The following is a 23,949-nucleotide window of genomic DNA, read 5'->3' as shown; positions in this document are numbered from 1 at the left end:
CGGTCGTGCCGGCGTCACCTCATGCATAACGCAACCTCGGATTGACGAAGCGGTAGATGATCTCGACGGCGATGTTGATGACGAGGAAGGATACCACGAAGATCAGCGCGATCGCCTGAACGAGCGTGTAGTCGCGCACCGAGACCGCCGTCAGCAGCAGGTCGCCGATGCCCGGCCAGGCGCAGAGCCTTTCAATGACCACCGACCCGCCGAGAAGATATCCCGTTTGAAGGCCGATCACCGTAACCGTCGGGATCATCACATTGCGCAACACGTGTCCGCGCAGCACGCCGTCATGGGAAAGACCCTTGGCGCGCGCGGTGCGTACGTAGTCCTTGCGCAGTTCCTCGATCACGACGCCCCGCGTCATCCTGGCCACCAGCGCGATCAGCCGTGCGGCGAGCGCGAGCGTGGGAATGACCAGCGATGCTGGTCCCGATGCGCCGAAACTGGGCAGCAGCCCGAGATTGACCGACAGGAAGGCGATCAGCAGCATGCCGAGCCAGAAATTCGGCACCGCGAGCAGGCCCACGACGGTGAACGAGATCAGGTAGTCCGGCCATCGATTGCGGAAGGCGGCGGCGGCGATGCCGGCGGGTATGCCCGCAAGGATGGTCAGCACGATGGCCGATACCGTCAGGGCGACGGTAGCCGGCAGTCTGTCGACGATATGGGGAAGCGGATTGCCGCGGAAGGTGGTGGAATAGCCGAAATCCCCCACGGCGAGGCCCGCGAGATGCTTGAGATATTGTTCCGCCAGGGGGCGGTCGAGGCCGAGCCGGATGCGCACCGCCTCGATCTCTTCCTGGGTTGCGGTGGCTCCGGCGACGAAGGCCGCCTCGTCGCCGGGCACCGACTTGAAGATGATGAACAGGATCGTCACGACTCCCAGCACCACCAGGGGAATCATCGCAAAACGCTTGACGAGGAACCTGAACATCGTGCCGCCGGTCGTTATGCCCTGGAGGCGTTGCGCAATGTCGTGAAGACGATCGGCAGCACGCCCAGACCGGAGACGGACTTGCCGGCCGCCGACACGTTCTCGTTGATCTGCAGCCACAGATAGGGCGCGTCTTCCCAAATCAGCGCCTGGGCCTCGCCGAGCGCGTCGAGGCGTGCGACTTCCTCGGGCGCGCTGCTGGCCGTCTCCAGAAGCGCGTCGACCTTTTCGTTGCGGTAGCGGGCGATGTTCCAGACATCCGGCTTGCCATTGTCGTCGGCGTTCGACTTGAACAGCGAGGCCAGGTGATAGGTGCCGGATGCGTTGGAGGGATTGAACCCGAACATCGCCATGTCCCAGGCGAGGTTGGCCTTGTCCTGGCGCAGGTGATCCCAGTAGGCGCCCTTCTCGATCTTGTTGATCGCGGCGTCGACGCCGACCTGTCGCAGCGAGGCCGCGACGATTTCCGCCACTGCGACGTCGCCCGGGAACAGACCGTCCGGCGCGAAGAAGGACAGGCTGAGCTTCTCGCCGTCCTTTTCCAGGATGCCGTCGGCGCCCGCGCTATAGCCGGCCTCGGCGAGCAGGGCTTTGGCCTTGGCCTGATCGAACACGGTTTCGCCCACCGTCCTGTGGCCGATGGCGTCGAAGGCCAGCGGTGAATCGGGCGCCTTGGCGAAGCCGAAGAAGACCCGCTCGGCGATCGTCGCCACGGGAACGGCGAGATTGAGCGCCTTGCGCACCTTCACGTCCTGCAAAGCGGGCCGGGTGAGATTGAAGGCGAGACCGATCGGGCGCAGGCCCGGGCGGCGTGCGATCTCGATATCGGCATTGCCGGAGAGCTGGCCGACCAGATGCACCGGCACGGCGTCGATGACGTCGACCGCTCCGGTGGTCAGTGCGTTGATGCGTGTCGCCGGTTCGGCGATGAAGCGGAAGACGATTCCAGTCGCGCCCGGCGCGCCGCCCCAGTATCCGTCATAGGCCTTGAGCACCAGTTCCTGTCCGGCGTTGAAGGAGTCCAGCCTATAGGGGCCCGCACCGACCGGGTTCTGGGCAAAGCCGTCCTCGCCGAATTTTTCGATCGCGGCCGGCGAAACGATCGCCCCCGACCCATGGGCGAGCGTGTTCGGCAGCTGCGCAAAAGGCGCCGACATGCGGATGACGATCGTGGTGTCATCGACCATGTCGACACCCGAGATCGGGTCCCAGAGCGGCCTGTTGGTGGTGTTGATCTCCTTGTTCATCATCCGCTCGATGTTGAACTTGACGGCTGCCGCGTCGCAGGGGGTTCCGTCATGGAAGGTGACACCGCTGCGCAGCTTCAACTCGCAGGACTGGAGATCGTCGCTCATGCGGTAGGATTCGGCCAGTTGCGGCACGATGGTCATGTCCGCATCGAAATCCAGCAGCCGGTCGAAAAGCACGAGCGCCGCCTCGTACCCGCCGGGATAGCCCGTGAACGCCCCGTGCGCCGGATCGAGCGTCAGCACGGCGGTGCTCTGGCCGAAGGTGATGACACCCTGGCTTGTCTGGGCGAAAGCCCGAAGCGTCGTTGCCGGCAGTGCCGACAGGAGCATGGCGCCTGCCGCGCCGGTGAGAAGTGTTCTGCGTTGCATGACTATTCCCCTTTTCTTCGTTGACATTGCCGGGTGCGGACTTTGCGCGTCGCGCGTCAAAGCCATAATTCGTTCCAGGTGAAGATCGCCGGTGTGCCCCCGGTATGGACAAACACCACCACGTCGTCGCTTGCGAAGCGGCCCTCGCGCACATGCGCGACCAGGCCGGCGGCCGCCTTGCCGGTATAGATGGGGTCGAGAATGATACCCTCGGTTCGGGCGAACAGGCGTACGGCCTCGTTGCCGGCCTCGCTCGGGATGCCGTAACCCTCGCCGACGAAATCGTCGAAATTGACCACGTCCTTTTCGTCGACGGTTACGTCCAGTCCGATGGCCGTGCTGGTCTGGTTGGCGATGGTTGCGGTGCGCGAGGGAATGTGGAACTCGTCCGTGGCGGTCACGCCATGGATGGCGAAGCGCAGGTCGAGCAGTTTCTGGGCCAGAATCATGCCCGCCTGGCCTTTGCCGCTCGACGACATGTAGAGGCAGTCGGGCGCTCGCCCTAATTCGTCGAGCTGCTCGACGATCTCCAACGTCACTTCCAGATAGGCAACGGCGGAGGCGACGTCGAACATCGGGTTGTCGTTGAGGATGTGCGGGCGTCCGCCGCCGGCGCGCACATCCGCGGCCAGACGGTCGAGCATCGCGCGCTGTTCGTGGACGTCGGCGGCGAAATGAACCTCGGCGCCCAAAAGATAGTCGACCAGAAGATTGCCCTGGATCGTGCCGGGCCGGCGCCCCTCCAGCACGAGAATGGTGCGCAATCCCAGCTTGTTGCAAGCGCCGACGGTCTGGCGTGCCGAATTCGACTGCAGGTCGAGACCGACGATGACGGTGTCGGGCTCGTCCTTCATCGCGTGGGCGAGCCGGAACTCGAGGTTGCGCAGCTTGTTGCCGCCGAGCGCCACACCGGTCAGGTCGTCGCGCTTGACGAAGATGCGCGGACCGCCGAGCACGCGGGAAAGGTTTCCGGCTTCCTCGAGTGGCGTGTTCTTGAGCGCGATATCGAGGCGCGGCAGCGTCGCGATAGATTGGCGGATGCGCGCATGGATCCCGGACAAGCCACTCATCTCAACCTCACCGAAATCCCCTTGTCGGCAGTACTCGCCCCTTGTCGGAAGGCGGCGGATTGCGCGTCGCTCACGATCAAATTTGTCCTGTATACAGGACGGTTGTCTTGTGTTAAAGACAGAATAGCATTGACGGAGAAATACGCAAGTGGAGCAGGACGTGGGGACTGATACCGAAGGGCGCGCGGCGCACGCGAAGCCCGCGACTCGGCGAGAACGCAGCGTCGATCGCATCGTGCAGATTCTGGAGTTTCTGCATGGTCACGGCGAGGGCATCCGCATCGGGGCCCTGGCGAAGGCCTTGGACGCGCCGCGTTCGTCGATCTATACCGTGGTCAACGACCTGACAGAGGCGGGCCTGCTCGAGGTCTCCCCGGACGACGCGCGCATCTTTTTCGGCAAGCGGATGTATCTCTACGGTCTGAATTATATCCGCGAGAATTCGCTCGCCAAGCGCGCGCGGGCGGAGGTCGACCGCCTGGCGAAGGAAACCGGCGAGACCTGCGAGTTCTGCATGTTGCAGACCGGCCGCTACACCATCATGCATATGTGTCCGGGCACCCGTCCGTTCCGCATCAGTTCCGCCGTCGGTCTGCAGATTCCGATCCCTTGGACGGCGTCCGGGCGGCTCCTGCTCGCCGGACACAGCCGCGCGGAAATCGAGGCGCTCATCGCGCCGGAGGATCTGATGCTGCCCGATGGGCGCCGGATCATGATTGACGATTTCATCGCGGCCATCGCGCAGTCCCGGAAGGACGGCTTTTGCCTGACGAAGGGACTGGTTGACGCTTTCACGCAATGCCTGGCCGCCCCGATCTACAATGCCGAGGGGTATGTCGAAGCCACGATCTGCCTGGTGCTGCCGATCGATTTGTCCGACGATCAAACGGCCGCGCTGCGCGACCGGCTCTTGCGGAGCGGGCAGTCGTTATCCACGCGATAGAAGGTCCGTTCGTTACGCTGCCCCGCTTCGAAGACGAGTGGTTCTAAGGTGTGTCGGTCGACACCGTCGCGCGTTTGGGCGCGCCGCCCAAAAGCCGCGTGATGGAGGATGCTGCGCGCAGAACTGCCTGCTCAATCCCGGTGTCATGGCCGGCGGCGGGATCGGCGGAGTTGACCTGGGTGACGTTGATGGCGGCGACGACCTTGCCTTCGAGGTCGCGTACCGGGGCGGCGACGCTTGCGGCGCCCGTTTCGAAATTGCCGATCTGCGAGACTGTGTCGGATTGCCGGTCGCGCCGCCATTGGGCGAGGAGTTCGCCGAGCGATCGCGGGGTCGGGCCGGGCGTGTTTGGGTAGGTCTCTTCGCGATAGAGCCTGATTACACTCGCCTCGTCCAGAGCGGCCAACAGGACGCGTCCCATCGTTGTCGCGGCCGCAGGCAGGCGGCTGCCGACATGAACGATGCTGACAAGCCCCATATGGCTCGGAACCCTGAGCATGTAGAGCACGTCGCGCCCGTCGCGCACGCCAAGATGGGCCGACCAGTCGGTGGCGTCTCGCAATTTCTCCAGTTCCGGAAGCGCGATCTCCACCAGTTCCCGTGTCGCGAGATAACCGTAGCCGAGCCGCAGTACGGCCGGTCCGAGCATGTAATGCCCGCGCCGTGCGTCATGCAGAAGATAGCCGTGATGGGCCAGCGTATAGACCGCGCGGAACGCGGCGGAGCGTGTGGTTCCCAGCAGGCGGGCGATCTCGGAGAGCGACATCTCGCGGCACTCGGGCGTAAAGGCCCGCAGCACTTCCAGGCCCCGTATCAAACCGGGAACGAGATATTTGTCCTCGGCCGGCCTGGACGCGGCATCGACCCTGTCTGTTTTGTCCATAAAACATGATCTAGCAGGTAAAACGACAGCGATCTAGCGTGTCGGTGGGTCGAACACAGAGGAACCGCCATGACACTTCACGCGACGCCCACCACCGGCCTTGCCGCTGAGCTCGCCGCCCATACCGGCCGCTTCACGGACAAGACGTTTGACTGGAACGCCTTCCCGTCCAATGCCGGTTTCGACGAACTGGCGCGCGCACAGATGCGCTATATCGGCGCCGGCGGCTCGCCCAAGGTCGGCGACACGTCAACCCTGAAGCCGGACCATTTCACCCTGAGCCTGATCTACAAGCAGCCCGGCAGATATGCCGCCTGCCACAGCCACGAGATCGAGGAGAGCTTCCTGATCATCGACGGTGCGCTGATCGTCGGCTGGGAGAAGGATGGCGAGGTGGTCGAAGTGAATCTCGGCCCGAAAGACATGATCCTGAATGCCCGCGAAATCGGACACGGTTTCCGCGTCGATGGCGTTGAGCCGGTGGTGATGTCGATTTCCGTCGATGTCGGCAAGCCGTTGCCGCCCGTCTATCACTATCATCCCAGGGAGCATCCGAGCGAGCTCGCGCGCAGTTTTGGCGCGGAGCCCGGCAAGACCCTGCCGTTTGACCGCAACGGCGATCATCCGCTGCAAAAACTGATGAGCCGCTATGTCGTGCGCCATAGTGAACTTCCGACCGTTTGGGAAAAGGCAGGTTTTACCCGCAAGATCTATGTCGGGCCGGGCGGAATCGAGCACGATACGTGTCGCAAGGAGATGCTGGGCATCCCTTCCGGTGTCGGCATCAAGCCGATCGTCCGCGATGTTGAGGATGCGTATTTCGTGCTCGAAGGGTCTCTCGTCGTCGGTTGGGAGGAAAACGGCCAGAGGGTCGAAATCGAGCTTGGGCCGCGGGATCTGGTCAAGACTCCCGCCGGCCGCGGGCATTGGTTCCGCAACAATTCCGCGGCGCCGGCCACCGTCTGGTCGGTAATTGGCACCGCCGAACCCGACACCGTCGTGTACGAGGCCGCGTAAGCGCGCGGCCAACGAGCCCGGGGCTGGCCGTCGCCCATCCCGGCGCGGTCGAACCTGCGGCGTGGCTGCTTCCGGCGCGGGATCGGGGTCGATCATTGTGGTCAGATGTGCCGTCAGCCGGCCACCGTGTCCGCGCGTACCGGAATAATCCGCGTTGACTCCCCAAAGCAGTTGGGGCAATTTCATAATGAACATAATGTTCATATAAGAACACACGAGCAGGCATTGTGATGGACGCTCTCAGGAACTGGCTCTGGCAACGGGTTCAGGATGCGGCCCGGCTTGAACGGGCATATCGGGTTCGCGGCAGGGCGCTGGACGGCGGTGAAGCCGGCTTGGCCGATGCGCTGATGCGGGCCATGCAGGCGGCGAGCCGGATGTTGCCCGCTTTGCCGAGCGACGGCCCGAACCGGTGTGGTGGTGCCGCCATCCAGGCGCGCGGCATCTGGCCGAAGGCGGGCGCGGCGGCACAGGCGCTCAGCCCTTCGGTTTCGAGGCGCATCCTCTTTGTCGCTTGCGGCGCCGTTTGCCTATTGTCGTTTGAGGGGAGCCTGGCGCTCGCCGGGCACGGTGTGCAGCCCGATAACGGCTTTGTCTTTGGTTGAGGCGACGATGGCGTTCGAAAAACATGTCCGCGGTCGTCTCGAATATCTGGAAAGGCCGGCGCCGCAGGGCGCGGTGTTGGTGCTGCTGCACGGAATCGGCTCCAATGCCGCAACATTCGAGCCGCTCCTGGCCCGCCTGCCAAGAAGTTGGCGCGTGATAGCGTGGAACGCGCCGGGTTATTGCGGCTCGGCTCCGCTCGATGTCGAGTGGCCGCTGGCGAGCGATTATGCCGAAGCGCTCAAGCTGCTGTTCGACCATCTTGGTCTCGATCGCGTGTTTCTCGCCGGCCATTCGCTGGGTTGTCTGATCGGCGCGGCTTTCGCAGCGGCTCATCGCGAGCGCGTCGGGCGGCTCCTGCTCAGTTCCCCGGCGCTCGGGCACGGCGTGCCGCGCGGTTGTCAGCTCAGCGCCGCCGCCCAGGCGCGCATCGATGATCTCGACGCATACGGGCCGGATGGTTTCGCCCGACGGCGGGCGCCGCGGCTGGTTTACGCACCGCAGGCGAATACGGCAATCGTGGACCAGGTCTGTGATGGCATGGCGCGGGTGCAGAGTCCCGGCTATGGGCAGGCCGCCCGCATGCTTGCGGCCGGCCGACTGCTAGACGATGCGGCGCGACTGCAGGTGCCGACCGACGTGATCGTCGGCGCCGAAGATGTTGTCACGCCGCCGGAATACGCGCGTCGGGCCCACGCCGCGATCAAGCCGGCTTGGCGCGGTTCGCTTACCCTCGTGCCCGCCGCCGGGCACGCCCTTTACCAGCAGGCGCCCGCAGCATTCGTCGCCGCGCTCGAGGCGCTGGCTGAAACTGTCGACGGACATTTTGAGAGGAAACGACGATGACCGACACCGTTCGCGTCGGCCGGCTGCGTGGCATCATGATGCGCGGGCCCGGCATTACCAAGACCCTGCCCTTTTATCAGGATATGTGGGGGCTCAGCCTGGCTCATGCCCAAGAGGGCACGGCGCTGCTGCGCGGCACCGGCAGCGAACCGTTCCTGTACGGTTTGAAGGACGGCCCGGTCTACGGCATTGAATATGTGCATTTCGCAATGCCGGACCGCGCCTCGATGGATGCGCTGCACCGTCAGGTGGCGGCGCGCGGCGGTACCGTGCTTGGGCAGCCGGGACCGTTCGACGACTATGCGGGCGGCTACGGGTTCGAGATCCTCGATCCCGACAGCCGGCGCCTACGGTTTCGTACCGAGGCGCTGAGCCTTGATGAAGAGACCGAATGGGCGAAGCCGCGCAAGGTCAGCCACGTCGTGCTGAACACGCCGGACATGGACGGCGTGCAGGATTTCTACGTCGATGTGCTGGGCTTCCGCGTCTCCGACTACTCCGCCGACCAGATGGTGTTTCTGCGCTGCAATTCCGATCATCACTCGATCGCTCTCGTGCGCGGCGATTACCCGAGCGTCAATCACGTTGCCTTCGAGATGCCGTCGATCGACGAGTTCATGCGCGGTATCGGCCGTATGAAGCAGAAGGGGCACGTGCCAACCTGGGGACCGGGCCGCCACGGACCGGGCAACAACCCCTTCGCCTATTTCGTTTCGCCCTCGGGCTTCGTCATCGAGTTCACCTCCGAACTGCAGCAGGTCGACGAGGCGACCCACGAAGCCCAGGTCTGGCCGCGCGACAAGCCCGACGCGATGGACCGGTGGATGACGGCCGGCCCGCCGACGCCGGCCCAGCGCGCGGTGATGCAGGGCCGTCCCGATCCAGGCTTTCCCGAACTCGCTCCCACCAGGAGCGACGCCTGATGGATCTTGGCTATGACGGTAAGGTGGCGGTGGTCACAGGCGGCTCGTCCGGCATCGGCCTTGCCACCGTCGAGATGCTGTTGCGCTCAGGCGCCAGCGTGGCGCTGTGCGCCCGTACTGAAAGCCGGCTGAACGATGTGGCGTCGGTTCTCGCGCGCGACCATGGCGAAGAGCGCGTCATGGCGCGCGCCCTGTCGGTGCTCGAACCGGACGCCGTAAAGGCGTTCGCCAGCGAGGTCGAGGCGCGCTTCGGGCGCTGCAACCTGCTCGTCAACAATGCCGGCCAGGGACGTCTGTCGACCTTCGCCGAAACCGGCGACGACGACTGGCGCGCCGAATACGAGTTGAAGCTGTTCAGCCAGATTCATCCCACGCGCGCCTTTCTGCCGATGCTGCGCAGGGCCAAAGGCGCGATCGTTGCCGTCAACTCGCTGCTTGCCTACCAGCCGGAACCACACATGGTGTGCACCTCGTCGGCACGCGCGGGTGTGCAGAACCTGATCAAATCGCTGAGCGTCGAGTTGGCGCCAGACGTGCGGGTGAACTCGATCCTGCTCGGGCTCGTCGGCTCGGGACAATGGTCGCGACGCTTTGCCGAGCGCGAGGACCAGAGCCAGAGCCGGGCGGACTGGTACGCGGCGCTGGCGGCCAAAAAGGGCATTCCGCTCGGCCGTCTCGGCAAGCCCGAAGAGGCGGCTGCGGCGATCGCTTTTCTTGGCTCGTCGGCGGCGAGCTACATCACAGGCGCCCAGCTTGAAGTATCGGGCGGCCTGTCTCGTTACATTTGAAGGATACGGGATGAAACTCGAAACTATGACAGTCTCCGAAACGGTCGGGGATTTCATTGCCCGCTATCTCGCAGAGATCGGCGTCACCACGGTGTTCGGGGTGATCTCGATTCACAACATGCCGATTCTTGATGCCATCGCCCGCCAGGAACGCATCCGCTTCGTGCCGGCGCGCGGCGAGGCGGGAGCCATGAACATGGCCGACGCCTATGCACGCGTATCGGAAACGCTCGGCGTGTGCCTGACCTCGACAGGGACCGCGGCCGGCAATGCGGCCGGCGCGCAGGCCGAGGCGCTGACGGCTGGGTCGCCGGTCCTGCATATCACCACGCAGGTCGATCTGGAGTTCGCCGACCGTGACCGCGCGGCGATTCACGATGTGCCGAGGCAGCCGCAGATGCTGCAGGGCATCTCCAAGGCGGTGTTTCGCATGTGGGACGCCAACGGGGCCGTCGGCGTGCTGACGGCGGCGTGTACGGCGGCGCTGTCCGCTCCCACGGGGCCGGTCAGTCTCGAGATCCCGGTCGACATCCAGCGAAAACCTGCGCGCGGGCCTGCCCGGGTTCACAAACCGCAGCCGGCGCGGCCGGTGGCGCCTGAAACGGTGCTCGACGAGATCGCCGCGCTGGTCATGGCCGCGAAACGTCCGCTCCTTTGGCTTGGCGGCGGCGCGCGCGGCGCGGAAAAGCAAGCCACGGAGTTGATGCGTCGCGGCTTCGGCGTCGTCACGTCCACCAACGGGCGCGCGGTTGTGTCGGAAGCCTCTCCGGCAAGCCTTGGCGCTTTCAACATGACTCCGGAGGCGTCTGAACTCTACGCAAGCTGCGATCTGATGATCGTGGTGGGGTCGCGGCTGCGCGGCAACGAAACGCGCAACAACAAGATGCCGCTGCCGAGTCCGCTGATCCAGGTGGACGCCGACGCCGCGCAGGGCGGCCGCAACTATCCAGTCGACGTCTTCGCGCATGGCGATGCCGCCGACACGCTGGCGCGTCTCATCGAGCGCTTGCCCGCGGCGCTCGACGTCGATGCCAATCTCTCCTTCGACATCGCCAGAGCGCGGGCGCAGTCCGAAGGACGCATGCGTGATGTGCTCGGTCCCTACCGGGTCGTTGCCGACACGCTGGCGGAGCGGGTGTTTGCAAACGGCCATCCCTGGGTCCGCGATGTGACGATTTCCAACTCGACCTTCGGCAATCGGTATGTACGTATCGCCGCGCCCAACCTTGGCGTTCATGCCTTGGGCGGCGGCATCGGCCAGGGCGTGGCCATGGGGGTCGGCGCAGCCTTGGCGACGTGCCGGGGCAAGGCCGTCACGCTGCTTGGCGACGGCGGCGCCATGCTCGGGCTGGCCGAAATGATAACGGCCGTCGATGAGCGGGCGCCGCTGGTCTATCTGCTGATGAACGACAAGGCCTATGGCGTGATCCAGAACATCCAGGACGCGCAATACGGAAGCCGTCGGCACTATTCGGCGCTTGCGACACCCGATTTCGCCGCCTTTTGTCAGTCGATCGGACTGCCGCACCAGCGCGTCGGCGATGTCGAGGGCTTCGCCGCGGCGTTCGATGAGGCCGTTGCGACCGAAGGACCGTGCCTGATCGAAATCGACATGTGCGCCATTGGCCCGTTCGCTGAAGCGTTTGCCGGGCCACCCGCGGGCGCGGCCGGCAAGAGCGGATGAGGCGATGCGGCACGCAACGATCGGATCTGGCGCCGTTGCGGCGCGCATGTCCGAAGCGCTGACTGTGTCGGGTCTTGAGACAATCACCACCAGGCCGGGCGCTGCTTTCGCCTGCAGGCGGGTGGGCACGCGGGCGATCCGCGATTGGAGGCGGGTATGATCGAAATGCCGCAGGGCAAGCTCTATGTGGGCGGGGAATGGGAAGAGGGAAGCGGTCCCGAGATAAGCTCGGTCTTCCCGGCAGACGGAACCGTCAACCGCGTTTTGCGCGGCGCCAGCATCGCCGACGGCGAACGCGCTATCGAACGGGCGATCAAGGCGCAGGCCAATCCCGAATGGCGCGCCCTGAAGCCGCATGAACGGGCCCGCATTCTTTACGCGATTGCCGATGGCATCGAGGCGAATGCGCAGCGCATTGCACATATACAAAGCCGCGACACCGGCAAGACACTGCGCGAAACGGCGGCGCTCGCCGGCTCGGCGGCCGGGACGTTCCGCTATTTCGGCGCGGTGCTGGAAACGTCGGACGAGGCGCTGACGGTCCGTCGCGGCGATGCGCTGACAATGTCGATCCACCAGCCGCTCGGGCTGGTGGCGGCGATCACGCCCTGGAACTCGCCGATCGCCTCGGATGCGCAGAAGGTCGCGCCCGCGCTGGCCGCCGGCAACGCGGTGTTGCTCAAGCCCGCTTCCTGGTCGCCGCTTGTCTCGCTCGAGCTTGCGCGCATCATCGAGGCGGCGGGGCTTCCGAAGGGATTGTTTTCGGTGCTGCCGGGATCGGGCGGCGAGATCGGAAACCTGCTGGTCGAGCATCCGGCCATCGCCAAGGTGAGCTTTACGGGCGGCACCGCGACCGGCCGGGCGCTGGCCTTGAAAGCCGCGCGCAAGCTCATGCCGGTGTCCCTGGAACTCGGCGGCAAGTCGCCAAGCATCGTGTTTGCCGACGCCGACATCGAGCAGGCGCTGGCCGGCGTTCTTTTCGGTATTTTTTCGTCCTCGGGCCAAAGCTGCATTGCCGGCGCACGTCTTTTTGTCGAGCGCCCGATCTACCGGGAGTTCGTCGAGCGGCTGGTGGCGGCGACCAAACGCTTGAAGGTCGGTCATCCATTCGCGGCCGATACACAGGTTGCGCCGTTGGTCCATGTCGATCACCGCGACAGCGTTGCCGAGCATGTGCGCAGGGCGCGTGAGGACGGCGCCGAGCTGCTTGCCGGCGGATCTGCGCCCGCAGGAGCGGAATTCGCGCGGGGCGCCTACTACCTGCCGACCGTCCTTGCCGGCGTCGCCAACACGGCCAGGATCTGCCGCGAGGAAGTGTTCGGGCCGGTTCTGGTGGTTCTTCCGTTCGACGACGAAGCCGATGTCATTTCCCAGGCAAACGACAATGAATACGGCCTCGCCTGCGGCATCTGGACCCGCGACTTTCCGAAAAGCTGGCGCGTCGGCACGGCCATCAACGCCGGTACGGTTTGGGTCAATACCTACAAGCAGTTCTCGATCTCGACCCCGTTCGGGGGCGAGAAGGAAAGCGGCATGGGGCGCGAGAAGGGGCGTGACGGCATCCGCGCCTATATGGCGCAAAAGGCGTTCTACACCGATCTGTCGGGCGCGCCGCACCCCTGGGCGGCGGCGACGGTGCGCGCCTGATGATCCAACGGTCGCCGCCGCGCTGGAAAACCGCTGTTACGTCAAGACCGGCTGGCGCGGCGCTATGTCTGCCCCGGCCGCGGCCCCGTTCGCGGACGGCCTTGGCTGCGGTGCACGCGAGCCGCCAATGCGCCCTATCGAGCGATGCGTTCGCGCGCGTCTACGCCTGTTGCTACAGTTGATCGGCCGACCGGCCTCGATAGCCAAGCGCTTCCGACATGGCGCGCGCCGTGGCCTTCAGACTTTGCTCGATACGAAGCGTCTGCGGGTTTTCGGTGGTGAAGATGCTTGCATGACCCGTGACGTTGACGGCGCCAACGGCACGCCCCTGATGATCGTGGATCGCGACGGCCGCAGATCCGATCTCCGGCTCGAAATTGGCGACGCTCCAGGACATGCCGCGTGCGCGGTCGGCACCAAGCTGGGCTTCAAGGTCGGCCAGAGTGGTTGGGGTTTTCGACGAGAACACTTCCATGTCCTGGTCGGCATAAAGCGCCCGCAGCGTGGCAACAGGCAGTTCGGAGAGCAAGATGCGGCCGATCGTGGTCGCATGAGCCGGCAATCTTGTGCCCTCGCGTACCGTGCTTGCGAGGTGCGAATTGGGTGTCTCGCGGGCGAGATAGACGATCTCGCGGCCCTCGAGCACGCCCAGATGCGCCGACAGGTTGAGATCGCGGACAAGTTGGGTCAGGAACGGGCGCGCCACGCGAAGGATGCTGCGCTCATTGAGCGCCTCGGACGCCAGCGCGATCAAGCCGGTGCCGAGGCGGTAGCCGCCGTCGTCGGCAATCGCCTCAAGCAGACCTTCGGTCTCGAGCGTGGCCAGAAGTCGAATCAGGGTCGTCCGGTTGATGTCGAGCATCTTGGCGGTGCTGCTGATATTGCGGCAGCGATTGCCAGCCGCAACGTGGCGCAGGACCGCGATCGCGCGCACGACCGGTGGCACGACATAGACCGGCTCAGCTTTCGCTTGCGTCATGGTGTCCCCAACCCCGATCGGCCCTGTCCGCGTGCGCGCCTATTTGAACGTTTCTGCCATATTTGAACATATCGCAGCCGGCTGGGGCCTGCAACATTTTCGCAAATTCCGCATTGACCTCGATCAAATAGATGATAATATCATGTAAATAGATGGTCTATCGGTTGAGGGGTGAGGGGTCGATCGTTCTAAAGGTTAGTGGAGACGTTTCCTTTTCCTGTCCTCATTCGTGAGGGACCGGGCGTGCCTTCGAAAAATAAAATGATAAAATCATTTAAATACGCCTCCTATCACCGTCATCCGTGCTGCGCCGAGTGGCGGCGGCCGCGGTGACGGGACATGCGACGCGGAAACATCGAGGCCAACACAAGATGCAATTGAGAATCGATCACCACCCCGATCCGATGATGGGCATGATGCCCCTGTTCTGCGCAATCGATTTCGGGCTTTTCCAGAAGCGCGGAATCGAGCCGGTTTTCGTCGAGCGTACCAATGTCCAGGCCATCGAGGATATGCGCGCGGGCCGTATGGATCTTTCGTTTTCAGGGCCGACCCTGACCATCATGGCTCACGAGAAGTTCGGACTCGATACAAAGTTCGTCTCGGCTGCCGCGTTGCGGGGCAGCTACAATGGCCACTCGGCCGACTTCATGAACATCGTGGCTGCAAGGGGCGTGGACATCCGTGTGCCCGCCGATTTCGAGGGCAAGACGATCGCCGTTTTCGCTCTGGATGGCGGCATAACCCATTCTGCGCCGCTTTACCTGTTCAACAAACATGGCGTCGATGCGGCGACGATTCACTGGAAGACGATGCCGTTCCACCGCATGGCCGATGCAATGGCGGCGGGTGAGGTCGACGTCGCGGTCAATGTCGAGCCCTTCGTGACGCTCATGCGCCGTCGCGATCTCGGAACGACCGTCGATGAGATCTTCGGCGCCGGATCGCTGGCGATGGCGGCCACCGGCAATCCGTCGCTGGTCTCCAACTGGTGGACAACCCGCCCGGCCTATGAGGAAAAGCCGGAGCTGTTCGAAGCCGTCAATGCGGCCCTCAACGAGGCGATAGAGCGCATCTATGCCGATCAAGGCGCGGCGTTGGATGCGATGTCGCGCCAGACGGGGCAACGGCTCGACCTGCTGCGCGAGATCGGGTTTCAGACCTCGTTTTTTCACGCGTGTCCGATGAACGCTCCCGAGATCAGGGGGATGTATGAGGATTGGGTGAGAGTGCTGCAGGGGGCCGGCCTTTTGCAGGAACCCGTCGATTGCGGCCGTTTCTTCTGATCCGGCGATACGACCGGACAGCGACAATCAAACAACAAGGGGAAGTGCTATGATGAGAAGACACTTTGTGATCGGAGCCGTCTTTTGCGCGCTCGGCGGGATGGTTCCTGCCGTGCCGGCCATGGCCGCCGAGGGCGAACTCGAGAAAGCCGTGCTTTACATCGGCTGGCGCGCCGAAGCCGAGTTCGGCGGCTTTTTCCACGCGCTGGCGACGGGGCTTTACGAAAAGCACGGGCTGGATGTCGAAATCCAGCTTGGCAATCCGCAGAGCAATCCCGCGCCGCAGCTCATCGCCGGCAAGGTCAATTTCACCGTCGGTTCCAGCGGAACGGCTCTCAACGCCGCCCGCGAAGGCGCGCCGATTACCGCCGTGGCGGCAGTCTTCCAGAAGGACCCGCGCATCATGGTCGGCCATCCCGACCAGGGGTATGAAAAGCTGGAGGACATGGTGGGACATACCGCCTATGTCGGGGCGCTGGGCATGGCGACGTTCTGGCCCTTCCTGCGCCAGGAATTCGGCTTCAGGAACGAGGACGTGAAACCCTATACGTTCTCGATCGCTCCGTTCGTCGCCGACAAAACGGCGATCCAGCAGGGTTACGCAACGAACGAACCGCATGTGCTCGAGATGGCGGGCGTCAAGAACCCGGTGACCTTTTTGTTGCATGATTACGGCTACCGCCCCTACGCGGTGAATATCATGACAACGCACGACAACGTCGCTGATCGGCCCGACTATGTGCAGAAATTCGTCGATGCCTCGATCGAGGGCTGGCAGGACTATCTGCACGGCGACCCGGCGCCCGGCAACGCGCTGATCAAGGAGCGCAATCCCGACATGGCCGACGACGTGCTCGAGTTCGCGCTCGACGCGATCCGCAATGGTGGGTTCGTCGATTCAGAAGACGCCGCCGAGCTCGGCATCGGCGCGATGACGGATGCGCGCTGGAAGGAATATTACGACACGATGGTCAAGTCCGGCGTCCTGCCGGAGGGGATCGATCTTTCGCGGGCCTACACCTTGCAGTTTGTCAACAAGCGGGTCGGCCGGAAGTGACGGCAGAGACAGTGATGCCGGACGCAATCGTCCGGTTGCAGGGCATCTCCAAGACGTTCAACAACGGCACCACAGCGGTGTCGAAGCTGGACCTCGATCTGGCGCCGGGCAGCTTCGTAAGCCTGCTCGGCCCTTCGGGATGCGGCAAAAGCACCGTGCTGCGCATTATCGCCGGGCTGGTGGAGCCCAGCGAGGGCGCGGTGTCGGGGCGCCGGGATGCCGGACGAATCGGCTTCGTTTTTCAGGAACCGACGCTGATGCCCTGGGCAACGGCGCTCGCCAACGTCATGCTGCCGCTCGATCTCGCCGGCATGCCGAAGGCACAGATGCGCGCCCGCGCGGCCGAGGCTCTCGACCAGGTCGGCCTGAAAGGGTTCGAGGACGCCTATCCAAGGGAGCTTTCGGGCGGGATGAAAATGCGGGTGTCGCTGGCGCGTGCGCTCGCCACCGATCCCGACATCCTGCTTCTCGATGAGCCGTTCGCCGCGCTCGACGAGATCACGCGCTTCAAGCTCAACAACGATCTTCTCGCATTGTGGCAGGCAAAGCGGTTCACGGCGGTCTTCGTGACCCATTCGGTATTCGAATCGGTCTATCTTTCCGAGCGGGTTGTCGTCATGGCGGCGCGCCCCGGGAGGGTTTCGGATGATCTCGCGATCCAGACAGATCTCGCGCGAGGGGCGGAGTTCCGGACTTCCACGGCCTACTCGACCCTGTGTCGCAAGGCTTCCAGCGCCCTCGAAAAGGCAATGGCCCTATGAATACCTCATATCGCTGGCGTCAAATCGGCCTGCCCGTCGGGCTTGGTGTCGTGTGTCTCGTTCTGTGGGAAGCCACGGTGCGCGGCTTCGGCGTTTCGCCGTTCATCCTGCCTGGTCCCACGGCCATTGCCGAAGCGCTGATCAAGGATTGGCCTTTGCTGTCGGAAGCGCTGCTGGTCACCTTGCAGATCACCGGAATGGCGTTTGTGTGCGCCGTCGTCGGCGGCGGCCTGATCGCCATTCTGTTCAGCTTGTCGAAGACCGTGGAAACGACGCTGTTTCCCTACGCCGTCATCATGCAGGTGACGCCGGTCGTCGCGATCGCGCCGCTGCTGATCATCTGGATCGACAATGTCAGGCTCGCCCTTCTTGCCTGTGCCTGGCTGGTCGCCTTCTTTCCCATCCTGTCCAATACGACGGTCGGGTTGAACAGCTCGGACCACAATTTGCGCGACATGTTCCGTCTCTACCGGGCGACGCCGCGCCAGACATTGCTGAAGCTGAGGGTGCCCTCGGCCATGCCCTATTTCCTGACCGGGGTGCGCATTTCCGGCGGCCTTTCGCTTACCGGCGCCGTGGTCGCGGAATTCGTCGCGGGCACCAGCGGGCAGGGATCCGGCCTGGCCTACCGCATTCTCGAATCCAGCTATCAGCTGCAGACCCCGCGCATGTTTGCGGCCCTGCTGCTGATTTCGCTGACGGGCGTCCTGATCTTCCTGGCAACCAGCGCCGTCTCGCAGCGTATTCTCGGCCGTTGGCACGAAAGCGCGATGGATCGTGAAAAATGAAGCAGCGCATTCTCGATCATGTGGCGCGTTCGTCCGGTGCGTTCGCGCTGTCGAAGGCGCGCATTCCCGCCGGTCTTGTCGCAGATTCCACGGACTTCCAGGCCGATGCCGCCGGTTTCGTGCTGGCCGACATTGCCGTTGACGGGGACGCGTTCGTCGGAGTCTCGCCACCCGGCACGGCTCCTGCCGACGCGCTCGACCTCGGCGGCGCGATGGTTTGGCCGACATTCGTCGACATGCACACCCATCTCGACAAGTCCCATCTCGGCCGGCGGGTGAAAAACCCGGACCGGACATTGCTGGGAGCCGTCGGCGCGACGCGGGCCGATCATGCCAACTGGACGGAGGAGGATCTGCGTGGACGGGCCACCTTCGCCCTTCGCTGTGCCTATGCCCATGGCACCTCGGCGATGCGCAGCCATCTCGATGCGCTCGGACCCCAGTCGGGCGCCCTCTGGCGTGTGATGACGGAATTGCGCCGTGAATGGGCCGCTCGCGTCGGGCTGCAATTCGTGGCCATGGCGCCGATCGGGTTTTACCTTGACGATGGGGCGGCCGCGTTCGCCGCGAGGGCGGCCGAGAACGGGGCGTTGCTAGGCGGCGTGACGAAACTGATCGGCGTTCCGCCGGAACGCCAGGCCGAAACGCTGTCGCGCTCGCTTGCCGCCCTGTTCGGCCTTGCCGGCGCGCACGACCTCGACATCGACCTTCATGTCGACGAGAGTCTTGATCCGCAGGCCGACACGCTGCTCGCCGTCGCCGAGGCGACTATTCGCCATGGATACGAGGGGCGGGTGACCTGCGGTCATTGCTGCAGCCTGTCGGTGATGAGCGATGCCCGCAAGCAGGCGATCCTCGGGCGGTGCGCCGAGGCCGGCATCGGTCTCGTAAGCCTGCCGCTCGTCAATTCGTGGCTGCAGGACCGCCATGCGTCCTCGACGCCTTTGCGTCGCGGTGTCGCTCCGTTGCAGGAAGCAGCCGCGCTCGGAATTCCGGTCGCGCTGGCGAGCGACAATTGCGGCGATCCCTTTCATCCGTTCGGGGATTACGACCTGCTCGAAGTGTTGCGGGAAACCACCCGAACGGCGCATCTGGATGAGGTCACGCCCGGCTGGGCGGCAGCGGTCACAACGGTTCCGGCAGCACGGATGGGTAGCGACGTCACGCTGCGCGCCGGAGCGACGGCCGACCTTGTCCTGTTTCCCGCGCGGTCGATGTCGGAACTTCTCAGCCGTCCGCAGGCGGATCGCGTCGTCCTGCGTGCGGGTCGTCCGGTAAATAGCGAATTGCCGCCCTATAGCGACCTCGACAGATTGTTCGCGATCGGCCAGTAGTGATCGGGTGAGATAAAAATTCCGAGGACCTGGCAGTATGAACGCAGCGCGGACGTCGTTTCCCAGCGCGGGCGACCTGGTCGCGCCGCACGTCAACACCTTGTCGAAATACCTCACCCGCGCAGCGGTGCAGGATGCTCGCAGCCGTTTCGGCCTCGGCCAGGTCGAATGGCAGGTGATTACGCTATTGGGTGTCTTCCAGCCGATCTCGATTCGCGAGCTGACTTTTCACGCTTTGCTCGATCCGGCCCAGGTTAGTCGGGCCGTGTCAGCGCTTGCCGAGCGTGGGTTCGTTTCGCGGCGCCAAAGCGCACGGGATCGCCGCGAGGCCGAAATTACCCTGACGGCGAACGGACTCTCCCTTCATGCCGACCTGACAATCGCGGCGATCGAACGCAACAAGATCTTGTTGGAGGGTTTTTCGGGCGACGAGATTCGGGCGCTGATTGGTACGCTTGATCTGCTTTTGGAGCGGGCGAAAGGCTTGTCGGAAGGAAATTCGGCTTGACGGGACGTGACGCTATTCCACCGGCCGGCCGGCATTGGTCAGCCAGCACCAAGACGTGATTGTGGAAACGGGCTAGTCGAGCCCCTGTTGCAGCTTGCTGGCGGGATCGGAGAATAGGAATTCGATCTTGTCGGCGACATTGGCGACAGCCGCCACGATCACCAGCGACAATACCGTCAAGAGCACGCCATACTCAATGATGGTGGCGCCCGACCGGTCGTTCCAGAAACGCAAGAGCATCGTTCGGCGCCTTTCCTTTGTCGTCAAACTAGCCCCAAAGCCGTGAGAAAGGTTTAACGAGGGCGGTTAACCTCCGCTTACCGGCCGATCGGGGCAGGACGTCGCTCAGTCCCGCGCGGATGCGTTGCGAAGCGCTCAGCAATCGCCGATCTGGCGGCCATCCCCGTTGATGATGCAGGTCGCGCCGGGAACCGATTGCAGAACGCTCTTGCGCACCGTGTAGGTTTTGCCGGAGCCGATCGAGCCGGTGCTGGTCATGTCGACGCCGTAAAACGCGTCGGCGGCGGCGATGCCGCCGGAGAACCGTTTTTCGGCGAGCGGGGCGACGACGAGGCCGAGCGCTACGGCGCCGGCTCCGAACAACAGCGCCAGGCGTATCGCGCTCAGGCCGTTTCCGTTCAGGAAATAGTCCCCGTCATCTGGTCGCCATTCGCGTTCTGATCGCATCGGTCCATCCCGGCAGTCGCGTCGCGCGTCCGGCATCGGCCGGCCGCTCGGTAAAAATGTCACGTCTGGCTAAACGATCCATTAACGCTGTTTGCGCGAATGGCGTGGGGACCGGGAGATCACAACAGGTCGATCAGATGCGCAATCAGCGGCTGGTCGGCCGGCGGCATGGGGTAGTCGCGCAGGGCACGCGGCCTGACCCACCTGATGGCCTGACCCTCGCGTCCCGCCGCCGTGCCGTCGAACCGGCGGCATACGTAGAGCGGCATCAGCAGGTGGAAGGTCTCGTAGCTATGGCTGGCGAAGGTCAGCGGCGCCAGGCACGAGGCCCAGGTCTTCAGGCCGAGTTCTTCCTCCAACTCGCGAATCAAGGCCGCTTCCGGCGTCTCGCCGGTCTCGACCTTGCCACCGGGAAATTCCCACAGGCCCGCCAGCGCCTTGCCGGCCGGGCGCTGCGCGATCAGAACGCGTCCGTCGGCGTCGACCAGCGCGCAGGCGGCAACCAGGACGACCGGTTTGCTGGGCTGGGGAACGGTCATGACCCGGGGGGGCGCCGATAATGGTAGCGATAGGCCTGGCGAAAGCCGAGCGCGCGGTAAAGACCGAGCGCGTGGTCGTTGTCGGCCTCGACCTGCAGCCAAGCCTCCCGCGCGCCGCGTTGGCGGGCCCATTTCAAGGCGGCCTGCACGACGCGCCGGCCGTAGCCGCGTCCGCGTTTTTCAGCCAATGTGGCGACTTCGAACAGGCCGGCCAGTTCGCTGTCGAGAACGCAGATCGCTGTCGCTACCGGCGCGCTCTCGCCTTCCAGCACGAACAATCCCGTTTCGGGCTCGATCGAACCGATCACTTCCGACAAGCCCGGGCGCAGGGCCGGATCGAGGGCATGGATGTCCAGCGCCGCGCCGACGAAACGTCCCACGTCCTGCAGCGGGATCTGGTCGATAGCGTTCTCGAGCCCGGCCTCCTCCAGAGACGCGTGCATGACGATCGATTCGCCGAATCGCGACCAGCCCTCCCGGTCGAGATGGCGGGCCAGCGTGTGGCCGGCAAGCGGCGACATGCGAAACGTCAGCGGCCGGCCATGGCCCTCGAAGCGCCGGCGTACGCGCGCCAGCCTTTCTTCGAGCCGGCCGTCGTCGCGCGGATCGAGCGGATTGACGGAATTGAGCCGTTTCGCCGGCAGGCCGGCGGTCAGCCGGACCAGCCATGTGCCGTCATACAACACGAAACTTGCAGGCCAGGCCCGAAATCCCGCCGCCTCGAAACGCCGAACTCTGGCCAGATCGGTCCTGTCTTCGACGTTCGTCCGCACGTGTCGCCCCTGCTTAGCTGCGGTAGTCGCCGTTGATGGCGACATAGTCCTTCGTCAGGTCGCAGGTCCATACGGTGGCCCGGCCGCGACCGATGCCGAGGTCGACGCCGATGGCGATGCGCTCGCCCTGCATGTAGCGCGATACGGCGTCCTCCGAATAGGAGGGGTCGCGTTCGCCTTCAAAAGCAACCCGGTATTCGCCGAAGCTGATCGCCAGACGATCGCGATCGGCCGGCTCGCCGGCCTTGCCGACAGCCATGACGACACGGCCCCAATTCGCATCCTCGCCGGCGATCGCCGTCTTGACCAGCGGCGAATTGGCGATCGACAGGGCGATACGCTTGGCGGACCGGGCCGAGCGCGCGCCGGAGACGGTGATTTCGATTTCCTTGCGCGCGCCTTCGCCGTCGCGGACGACCTGGAGCGCAAGATCTTTCAGGATCCGGTTCAGCGCCCGCCGGAACGACACCAGCCGACGGTCGCCTGCGTCCTTGATACGCGGTGCGCCGCGCCGTTCCGCGGCGCCGGTGGCGAAAAACATCAGTGTGTCGCTGGTCGATGTATCGCTGTCGACGGTGATCGAATTGAACGACCGGCCGACGCCCTGGCGCAGCAGCGTTTGCAAGACCGGCGCCTCGATCGGCGCGTCGGTGACGACGAAGGACAACATGGTCGCCATGTCGGGGGCGACCATGCCCGCGCCCTTGGCGATGCCGTTGATCGTCACTTCGACACCATCGAGCTTCACCGTGGCGGTGGCGTATTTGGGATAGGTGTCGGTCGTCATGATCGCCTTGCCGGCGTCGGCCCAGCGATCGGGCTCGGCTTCGGCGACGAGACGGTCGAGCAGATGGGTGAACCGACCGGTTTCGAGCGGCTCGCCGATCACGCCGGTCGACGCCAGGAAAACCGCGCCGGTCTCGCAGGCTGCGGCGCGTGCAGCCGCTTCGGCGGTCAACCGCGTCGCCTCCGCGCCCCTGCGCCCGGTGAAGGCGTTGGCGTTGCCGGAATTGACGACCAGGATGCGGGCATCGCCCGGTGCGAGATTGGCGCGGCAGAAATCGACCGGTGCGGACGGGCATTTCGAGCGCGTGAATACGCCGGCCGCCTGCGTGCCTTGCTCGAACACCATGACCATCAGGTCGGTGCGGCCCTTATATTTGATGCCGGCGGCGGCGGTTGCGATCCGCACACCGCCGAGCGCTGGCAAGACGGGGGCCTTTTTCGGGGCCAGTGGAGAGACGGGGGACAGCATGGCCTTGCCTCGAAGAAGCGACGTCTATTCGCTTCGGTCGAGCGCGTCGACCGTCTCCTTGAGGGCCGGATCGGAAATCTCGATCTCGGCCTTTTCACGCAGTTCCTTGACGGCGCCGAAATAGGCCTCGCGCAGGAGCAGCGACCGCAACTGTTCCTGAACCTTGTCAAAGGCCGGCGGCTGCTGCGCGCGCTTGTCCTCGACCTTGATCACATGGAAGCCGAACTGGGTCTCGACCGGTTCCTTGGAAAACGCCCCGATCTCGATGGCAAAGGCGGCCTTTTCAAAGGCGGGAACCATCTGCCCCGGGCCGAAATAGCCGAGATCGCCACCCTGCGCGGCGGCGCCATCGGTCGATTTTTCCTTGGCGATGGCCTCGAAATCACCGCCGGCCTCGAGCTGGTCGATAATCGCCTCGGCCTCTTCCCTGGTCTTGACCAGGATGTGGCGGGCGCGGATCTCGTTGGCCGGCGGGGTGTTGGCGATTTCGCGGTCATAGCGTTCGCGCACCGCGTCCTCGCCGACCTTGGCGGCGACGTTTTGCTCGACGAAGGCGCTGTGCAGGGCCCGGTCGCGCAGAAACGCCATGCGGCGCTTGAACGCGTCGTCGTCGGCCAGTCCGCCGGCCTCGGCCGCGGCTGCAAGCAGCCGGATTTCGATAATGGCGGAAAGCGCCGCGGCACGGCGCTTGTCCGCCGGCAACTGGTTGAATTGCGGATCGAGATCGCTCTCGGCGATGGCGAGATCGCCTTCGGTGATCGGCGCGCCGTCGACGGTCGCGACCACGTCCGTCTCCGCCGCAAGGCTGGCCGTGGCGGTGCAGATCGAGAGCGCCAATGCTGCTCCGCAGGCAAGCAGGGGGCGGAAGGCGTAGGACACGGGCATGAAATGTCTCCAGAAAACAGCGCGCAGAATGGCGCCAATATGGGCGTCAATACGGCGAAAATCCGCGTGCCACCGCTTCCCGGCGTCAAGTTGACATCACGGTGGGCCCCTCTTATCTGTCCTTCGGCTTCGCG

General features: G+C 64.5%; 25 protein-coding genes. 14 read left to right on the top strand and 11 right to left on the bottom strand.

What is annotated here, in order from left to right:
- Nucleotides 1–19 precede the first annotated feature (19 nt).
- From ACT2B0_RS17495 to ACT2B0_RS17485, 3 genes are read right to left on the bottom strand one after another with little or no spacing between them, the layout of a single operon-like run.
- Nucleotides 20–940 carry an ABC transporter permease gene (locus tag ACT2B0_RS17495; protein WP_473459615.1) on the bottom strand — a complete coding sequence of 307 codons (921 nt, stop codon included), beginning with the start codon at nt 938–940 and terminating at the stop codon, nt 20–22.
- 14 nt (nt 941–954) lie between these two features.
- Nucleotides 955–2,559 (bottom strand): ABC transporter substrate-binding protein, encoded by a 1,605-nt coding sequence (locus tag ACT2B0_RS17490; protein WP_473459614.1) that lies wholly within the window; start codon nt 2,557–2,559, stop codon nt 955–957.
- Between the two features lie 56 nt (nt 2,560–2,615).
- Nucleotides 2,616–3,629, bottom strand: a complete 1,014-nt coding sequence (locus ACT2B0_RS17485; RefSeq protein WP_473459613.1) for a pyridoxal-phosphate dependent enzyme — start codon at nt 3,627–3,629, stop codon at nt 2,616–2,618.
- Nucleotides 3,630–3,777: 148 nt separating this feature from the next.
- Here ACT2B0_RS17485 and ACT2B0_RS17480 point away from each other — a divergent pair, with 148 nt between their 5' ends.
- On the top strand, nt 3,778–4,572 hold the full coding sequence (locus tag ACT2B0_RS17480) for an IclR family transcriptional regulator (protein WP_473459612.1): 795 nt from the start codon (nt 3,778–3,780) through the stop codon (nt 4,570–4,572).
- Between the two features lie 43 nt (nt 4,573–4,615).
- Here the strand turns inward: ACT2B0_RS17480 and ACT2B0_RS17475 are convergent, their stop codons facing one another.
- Nucleotides 4,616–5,455, bottom strand: coding sequence for an IclR family transcriptional regulator (locus tag ACT2B0_RS17475; RefSeq protein ID WP_473459611.1), 840 nt, complete (start codon nt 5,453–5,455; stop codon nt 4,616–4,618).
- A 69-nt stretch (nt 5,456–5,524) separates the two neighbouring features.
- Between ACT2B0_RS17475 and ACT2B0_RS17470 the strand changes: the two genes are divergently transcribed.
- The 7 genes from ACT2B0_RS17470 to ACT2B0_RS17440 all read left to right on the top strand — a co-directional run bounded on the left by ACT2B0_RS17470 (nt 5,525) and on the right by ACT2B0_RS17440 (nt 12,963).
- Nucleotides 5,525–6,472, top strand: a complete 948-nt coding sequence (locus ACT2B0_RS17470) for a cupin domain-containing protein (RefSeq protein WP_473459610.1) — start codon at nt 5,525–5,527, stop codon at nt 6,470–6,472.
- A 230-nt stretch (nt 6,473–6,702) separates the two neighbouring features.
- A complete protein-coding gene (locus ACT2B0_RS17465; protein ID WP_473459609.1) occupies nt 6,703–7,077 on the top strand; it encodes a hypothetical protein in 375 nt (124 codons plus the stop codon).
- Between the two features lie 7 nt (nt 7,078–7,084).
- A complete protein-coding gene (locus ACT2B0_RS17460; RefSeq protein ID WP_473459608.1) occupies nt 7,085–7,921 on the top strand; it encodes an alpha/beta fold hydrolase in 837 nt (278 codons plus the stop codon).
- Nucleotides 7,918–8,844 carry a VOC family protein gene (locus tag ACT2B0_RS17455; protein ID WP_473459607.1) on the top strand — a complete coding sequence of 309 codons (927 nt, stop codon included), beginning with the start codon at nt 7,918–7,920 and terminating at the stop codon, nt 8,842–8,844. Before ACT2B0_RS17460 ends, ACT2B0_RS17455 begins: the two co-directional genes overlap by 4 nt.
- Nucleotides 8,844–9,632 carry an SDR family oxidoreductase gene (locus ACT2B0_RS17450; RefSeq protein ID WP_473459606.1) on the top strand — a complete coding sequence of 263 codons (789 nt, stop codon included), beginning with the start codon at nt 8,844–8,846 and terminating at the stop codon, nt 9,630–9,632. Before ACT2B0_RS17455 ends, ACT2B0_RS17450 begins: the two co-directional genes overlap by 1 nt.
- Nucleotides 9,633–9,642: 10 nt before the next feature.
- The gene (locus tag ACT2B0_RS17445) at nt 9,643–11,316 is read left to right on the top strand and encodes a thiamine pyrophosphate-binding protein (protein ID WP_473459605.1); all 1,674 of its coding nucleotides are present in this window, start codon (nt 9,643–9,645) and stop codon (nt 11,314–11,316) included.
- A 156-nt stretch (nt 11,317–11,472) separates the two neighbouring features.
- On the top strand, nt 11,473–12,963 hold the full coding sequence (locus ACT2B0_RS17440; protein ID WP_473459603.1) for an aldehyde dehydrogenase: 1,491 nt from the start codon (nt 11,473–11,475) through the stop codon (nt 12,961–12,963).
- A 172-nt stretch (nt 12,964–13,135) separates the two neighbouring features.
- Here the strand turns inward: ACT2B0_RS17440 and ACT2B0_RS17435 are convergent, their stop codons facing one another.
- The gene (locus ACT2B0_RS17435; protein ID WP_473459601.1) at nt 13,136–13,897 is read right to left on the bottom strand and encodes an IclR family transcriptional regulator; all 762 of its coding nucleotides are present in this window, start codon (nt 13,895–13,897) and stop codon (nt 13,136–13,138) included.
- Between the two features lie 359 nt (nt 13,898–14,256).
- On the opposite strand from ACT2B0_RS17435, the gene ACT2B0_RS17430 reads away from it, so the two are divergent.
- Genes ACT2B0_RS17430 through ACT2B0_RS17405 form a run of 6 tightly spaced genes read left to right on the top strand, consistent with a single transcriptional unit; the run spans nt 14,257 to nt 19,676 of the window.
- Nucleotides 14,257–15,228 (top strand): ABC transporter substrate-binding protein, encoded by a 972-nt coding sequence (locus tag ACT2B0_RS17430; protein WP_473459599.1) that lies wholly within the window; start codon nt 14,257–14,259, stop codon nt 15,226–15,228.
- A 52-nt stretch (nt 15,229–15,280) separates the two neighbouring features.
- Entirely contained in the window at nt 15,281–16,285 is a 1,005-nt protein-coding gene (locus tag ACT2B0_RS17425) for an ABC transporter substrate-binding protein (protein WP_473459597.1), read from the top strand.
- A 14-nt stretch (nt 16,286–16,299) separates the two neighbouring features.
- A complete protein-coding gene (locus tag ACT2B0_RS17420; RefSeq protein ID WP_473459595.1) occupies nt 16,300–17,046 on the top strand; it encodes an ABC transporter ATP-binding protein in 747 nt (248 codons plus the stop codon).
- A complete protein-coding gene (locus ACT2B0_RS17415) occupies nt 17,043–17,834 on the top strand; it encodes an ABC transporter permease (RefSeq protein WP_473459593.1) in 792 nt (263 codons plus the stop codon). The genes ACT2B0_RS17420 and ACT2B0_RS17415 overlap by 4 nt, the downstream gene beginning before the upstream one ends.
- Entirely contained in the window at nt 17,831–19,168 is a 1,338-nt protein-coding gene (locus ACT2B0_RS17410) for a cytosine deaminase (RefSeq protein WP_473459591.1), read from the top strand. The genes ACT2B0_RS17415 and ACT2B0_RS17410 overlap by 4 nt, the downstream gene beginning before the upstream one ends.
- 37 nt (nt 19,169–19,205) lie before the next feature.
- Complete coding sequence (locus ACT2B0_RS17405) at nt 19,206–19,676, top strand: MarR family winged helix-turn-helix transcriptional regulator (RefSeq protein WP_473459589.1); 471 nt, start codon at nt 19,206–19,208, stop codon at nt 19,674–19,676.
- Between the two features lie 72 nt (nt 19,677–19,748).
- Here ACT2B0_RS17405 and ACT2B0_RS17400 read toward each other — a convergent pair whose 3' ends face one another.
- The 6 genes from ACT2B0_RS17400 to ACT2B0_RS17375 form a co-directional block, all read right to left on the bottom strand.
- Nucleotides 19,749–19,916 carry a Flp family type IVb pilin gene (locus ACT2B0_RS17400; protein WP_473459587.1) on the bottom strand — a complete coding sequence of 56 codons (168 nt, stop codon included), beginning with the start codon at nt 19,914–19,916 and terminating at the stop codon, nt 19,749–19,751.
- A 135-nt stretch (nt 19,917–20,051) separates the two neighbouring features.
- Entirely contained in the window at nt 20,052–20,363 is a 312-nt protein-coding gene (locus ACT2B0_RS17395) for a hypothetical protein (protein WP_473459585.1), read from the bottom strand.
- 119 nt (nt 20,364–20,482) lie between these two features.
- Entirely contained in the window at nt 20,483–20,902 is a 420-nt protein-coding gene (mutT, locus tag ACT2B0_RS17390) for an 8-oxo-dGTP diphosphatase MutT (protein ID WP_473459583.1), read from the bottom strand.
- Nucleotides 20,899–21,675: a GNAT family N-acetyltransferase gene (locus ACT2B0_RS17385; RefSeq protein WP_473459581.1), complete on the bottom strand. Its 777-nt coding sequence runs from the start codon at nt 21,673–21,675 to the stop codon at nt 20,899–20,901. The genes mutT and ACT2B0_RS17385 overlap by 4 nt, the downstream gene beginning before the upstream one ends.
- A 13-nt stretch (nt 21,676–21,688) precedes the next feature.
- Nucleotides 21,689–22,930, bottom strand: a complete 1,242-nt coding sequence (gene argJ / locus ACT2B0_RS17380; RefSeq protein WP_473459579.1) for a bifunctional glutamate N-acetyltransferase/amino-acid acetyltransferase ArgJ — start codon at nt 22,928–22,930, stop codon at nt 21,689–21,691.
- A gap of 24 nt (nt 22,931–22,954) precedes the next feature.
- Nucleotides 22,955–23,815 (bottom strand): peptidylprolyl isomerase, encoded by an 861-nt coding sequence (locus tag ACT2B0_RS17375; protein WP_473459577.1) that lies wholly within the window; start codon nt 23,813–23,815, stop codon nt 22,955–22,957.
- Between the last annotated feature and the right edge of the window lie 134 nt (nt 23,816–23,949).

This window comes from Nitratireductor sp. J20-h4, from assembly GCF_056780505.1.
Note: the sequence above shows the minus strand (reverse complement) of the source record. Positions and strands in the feature narration are given on the sequence as shown.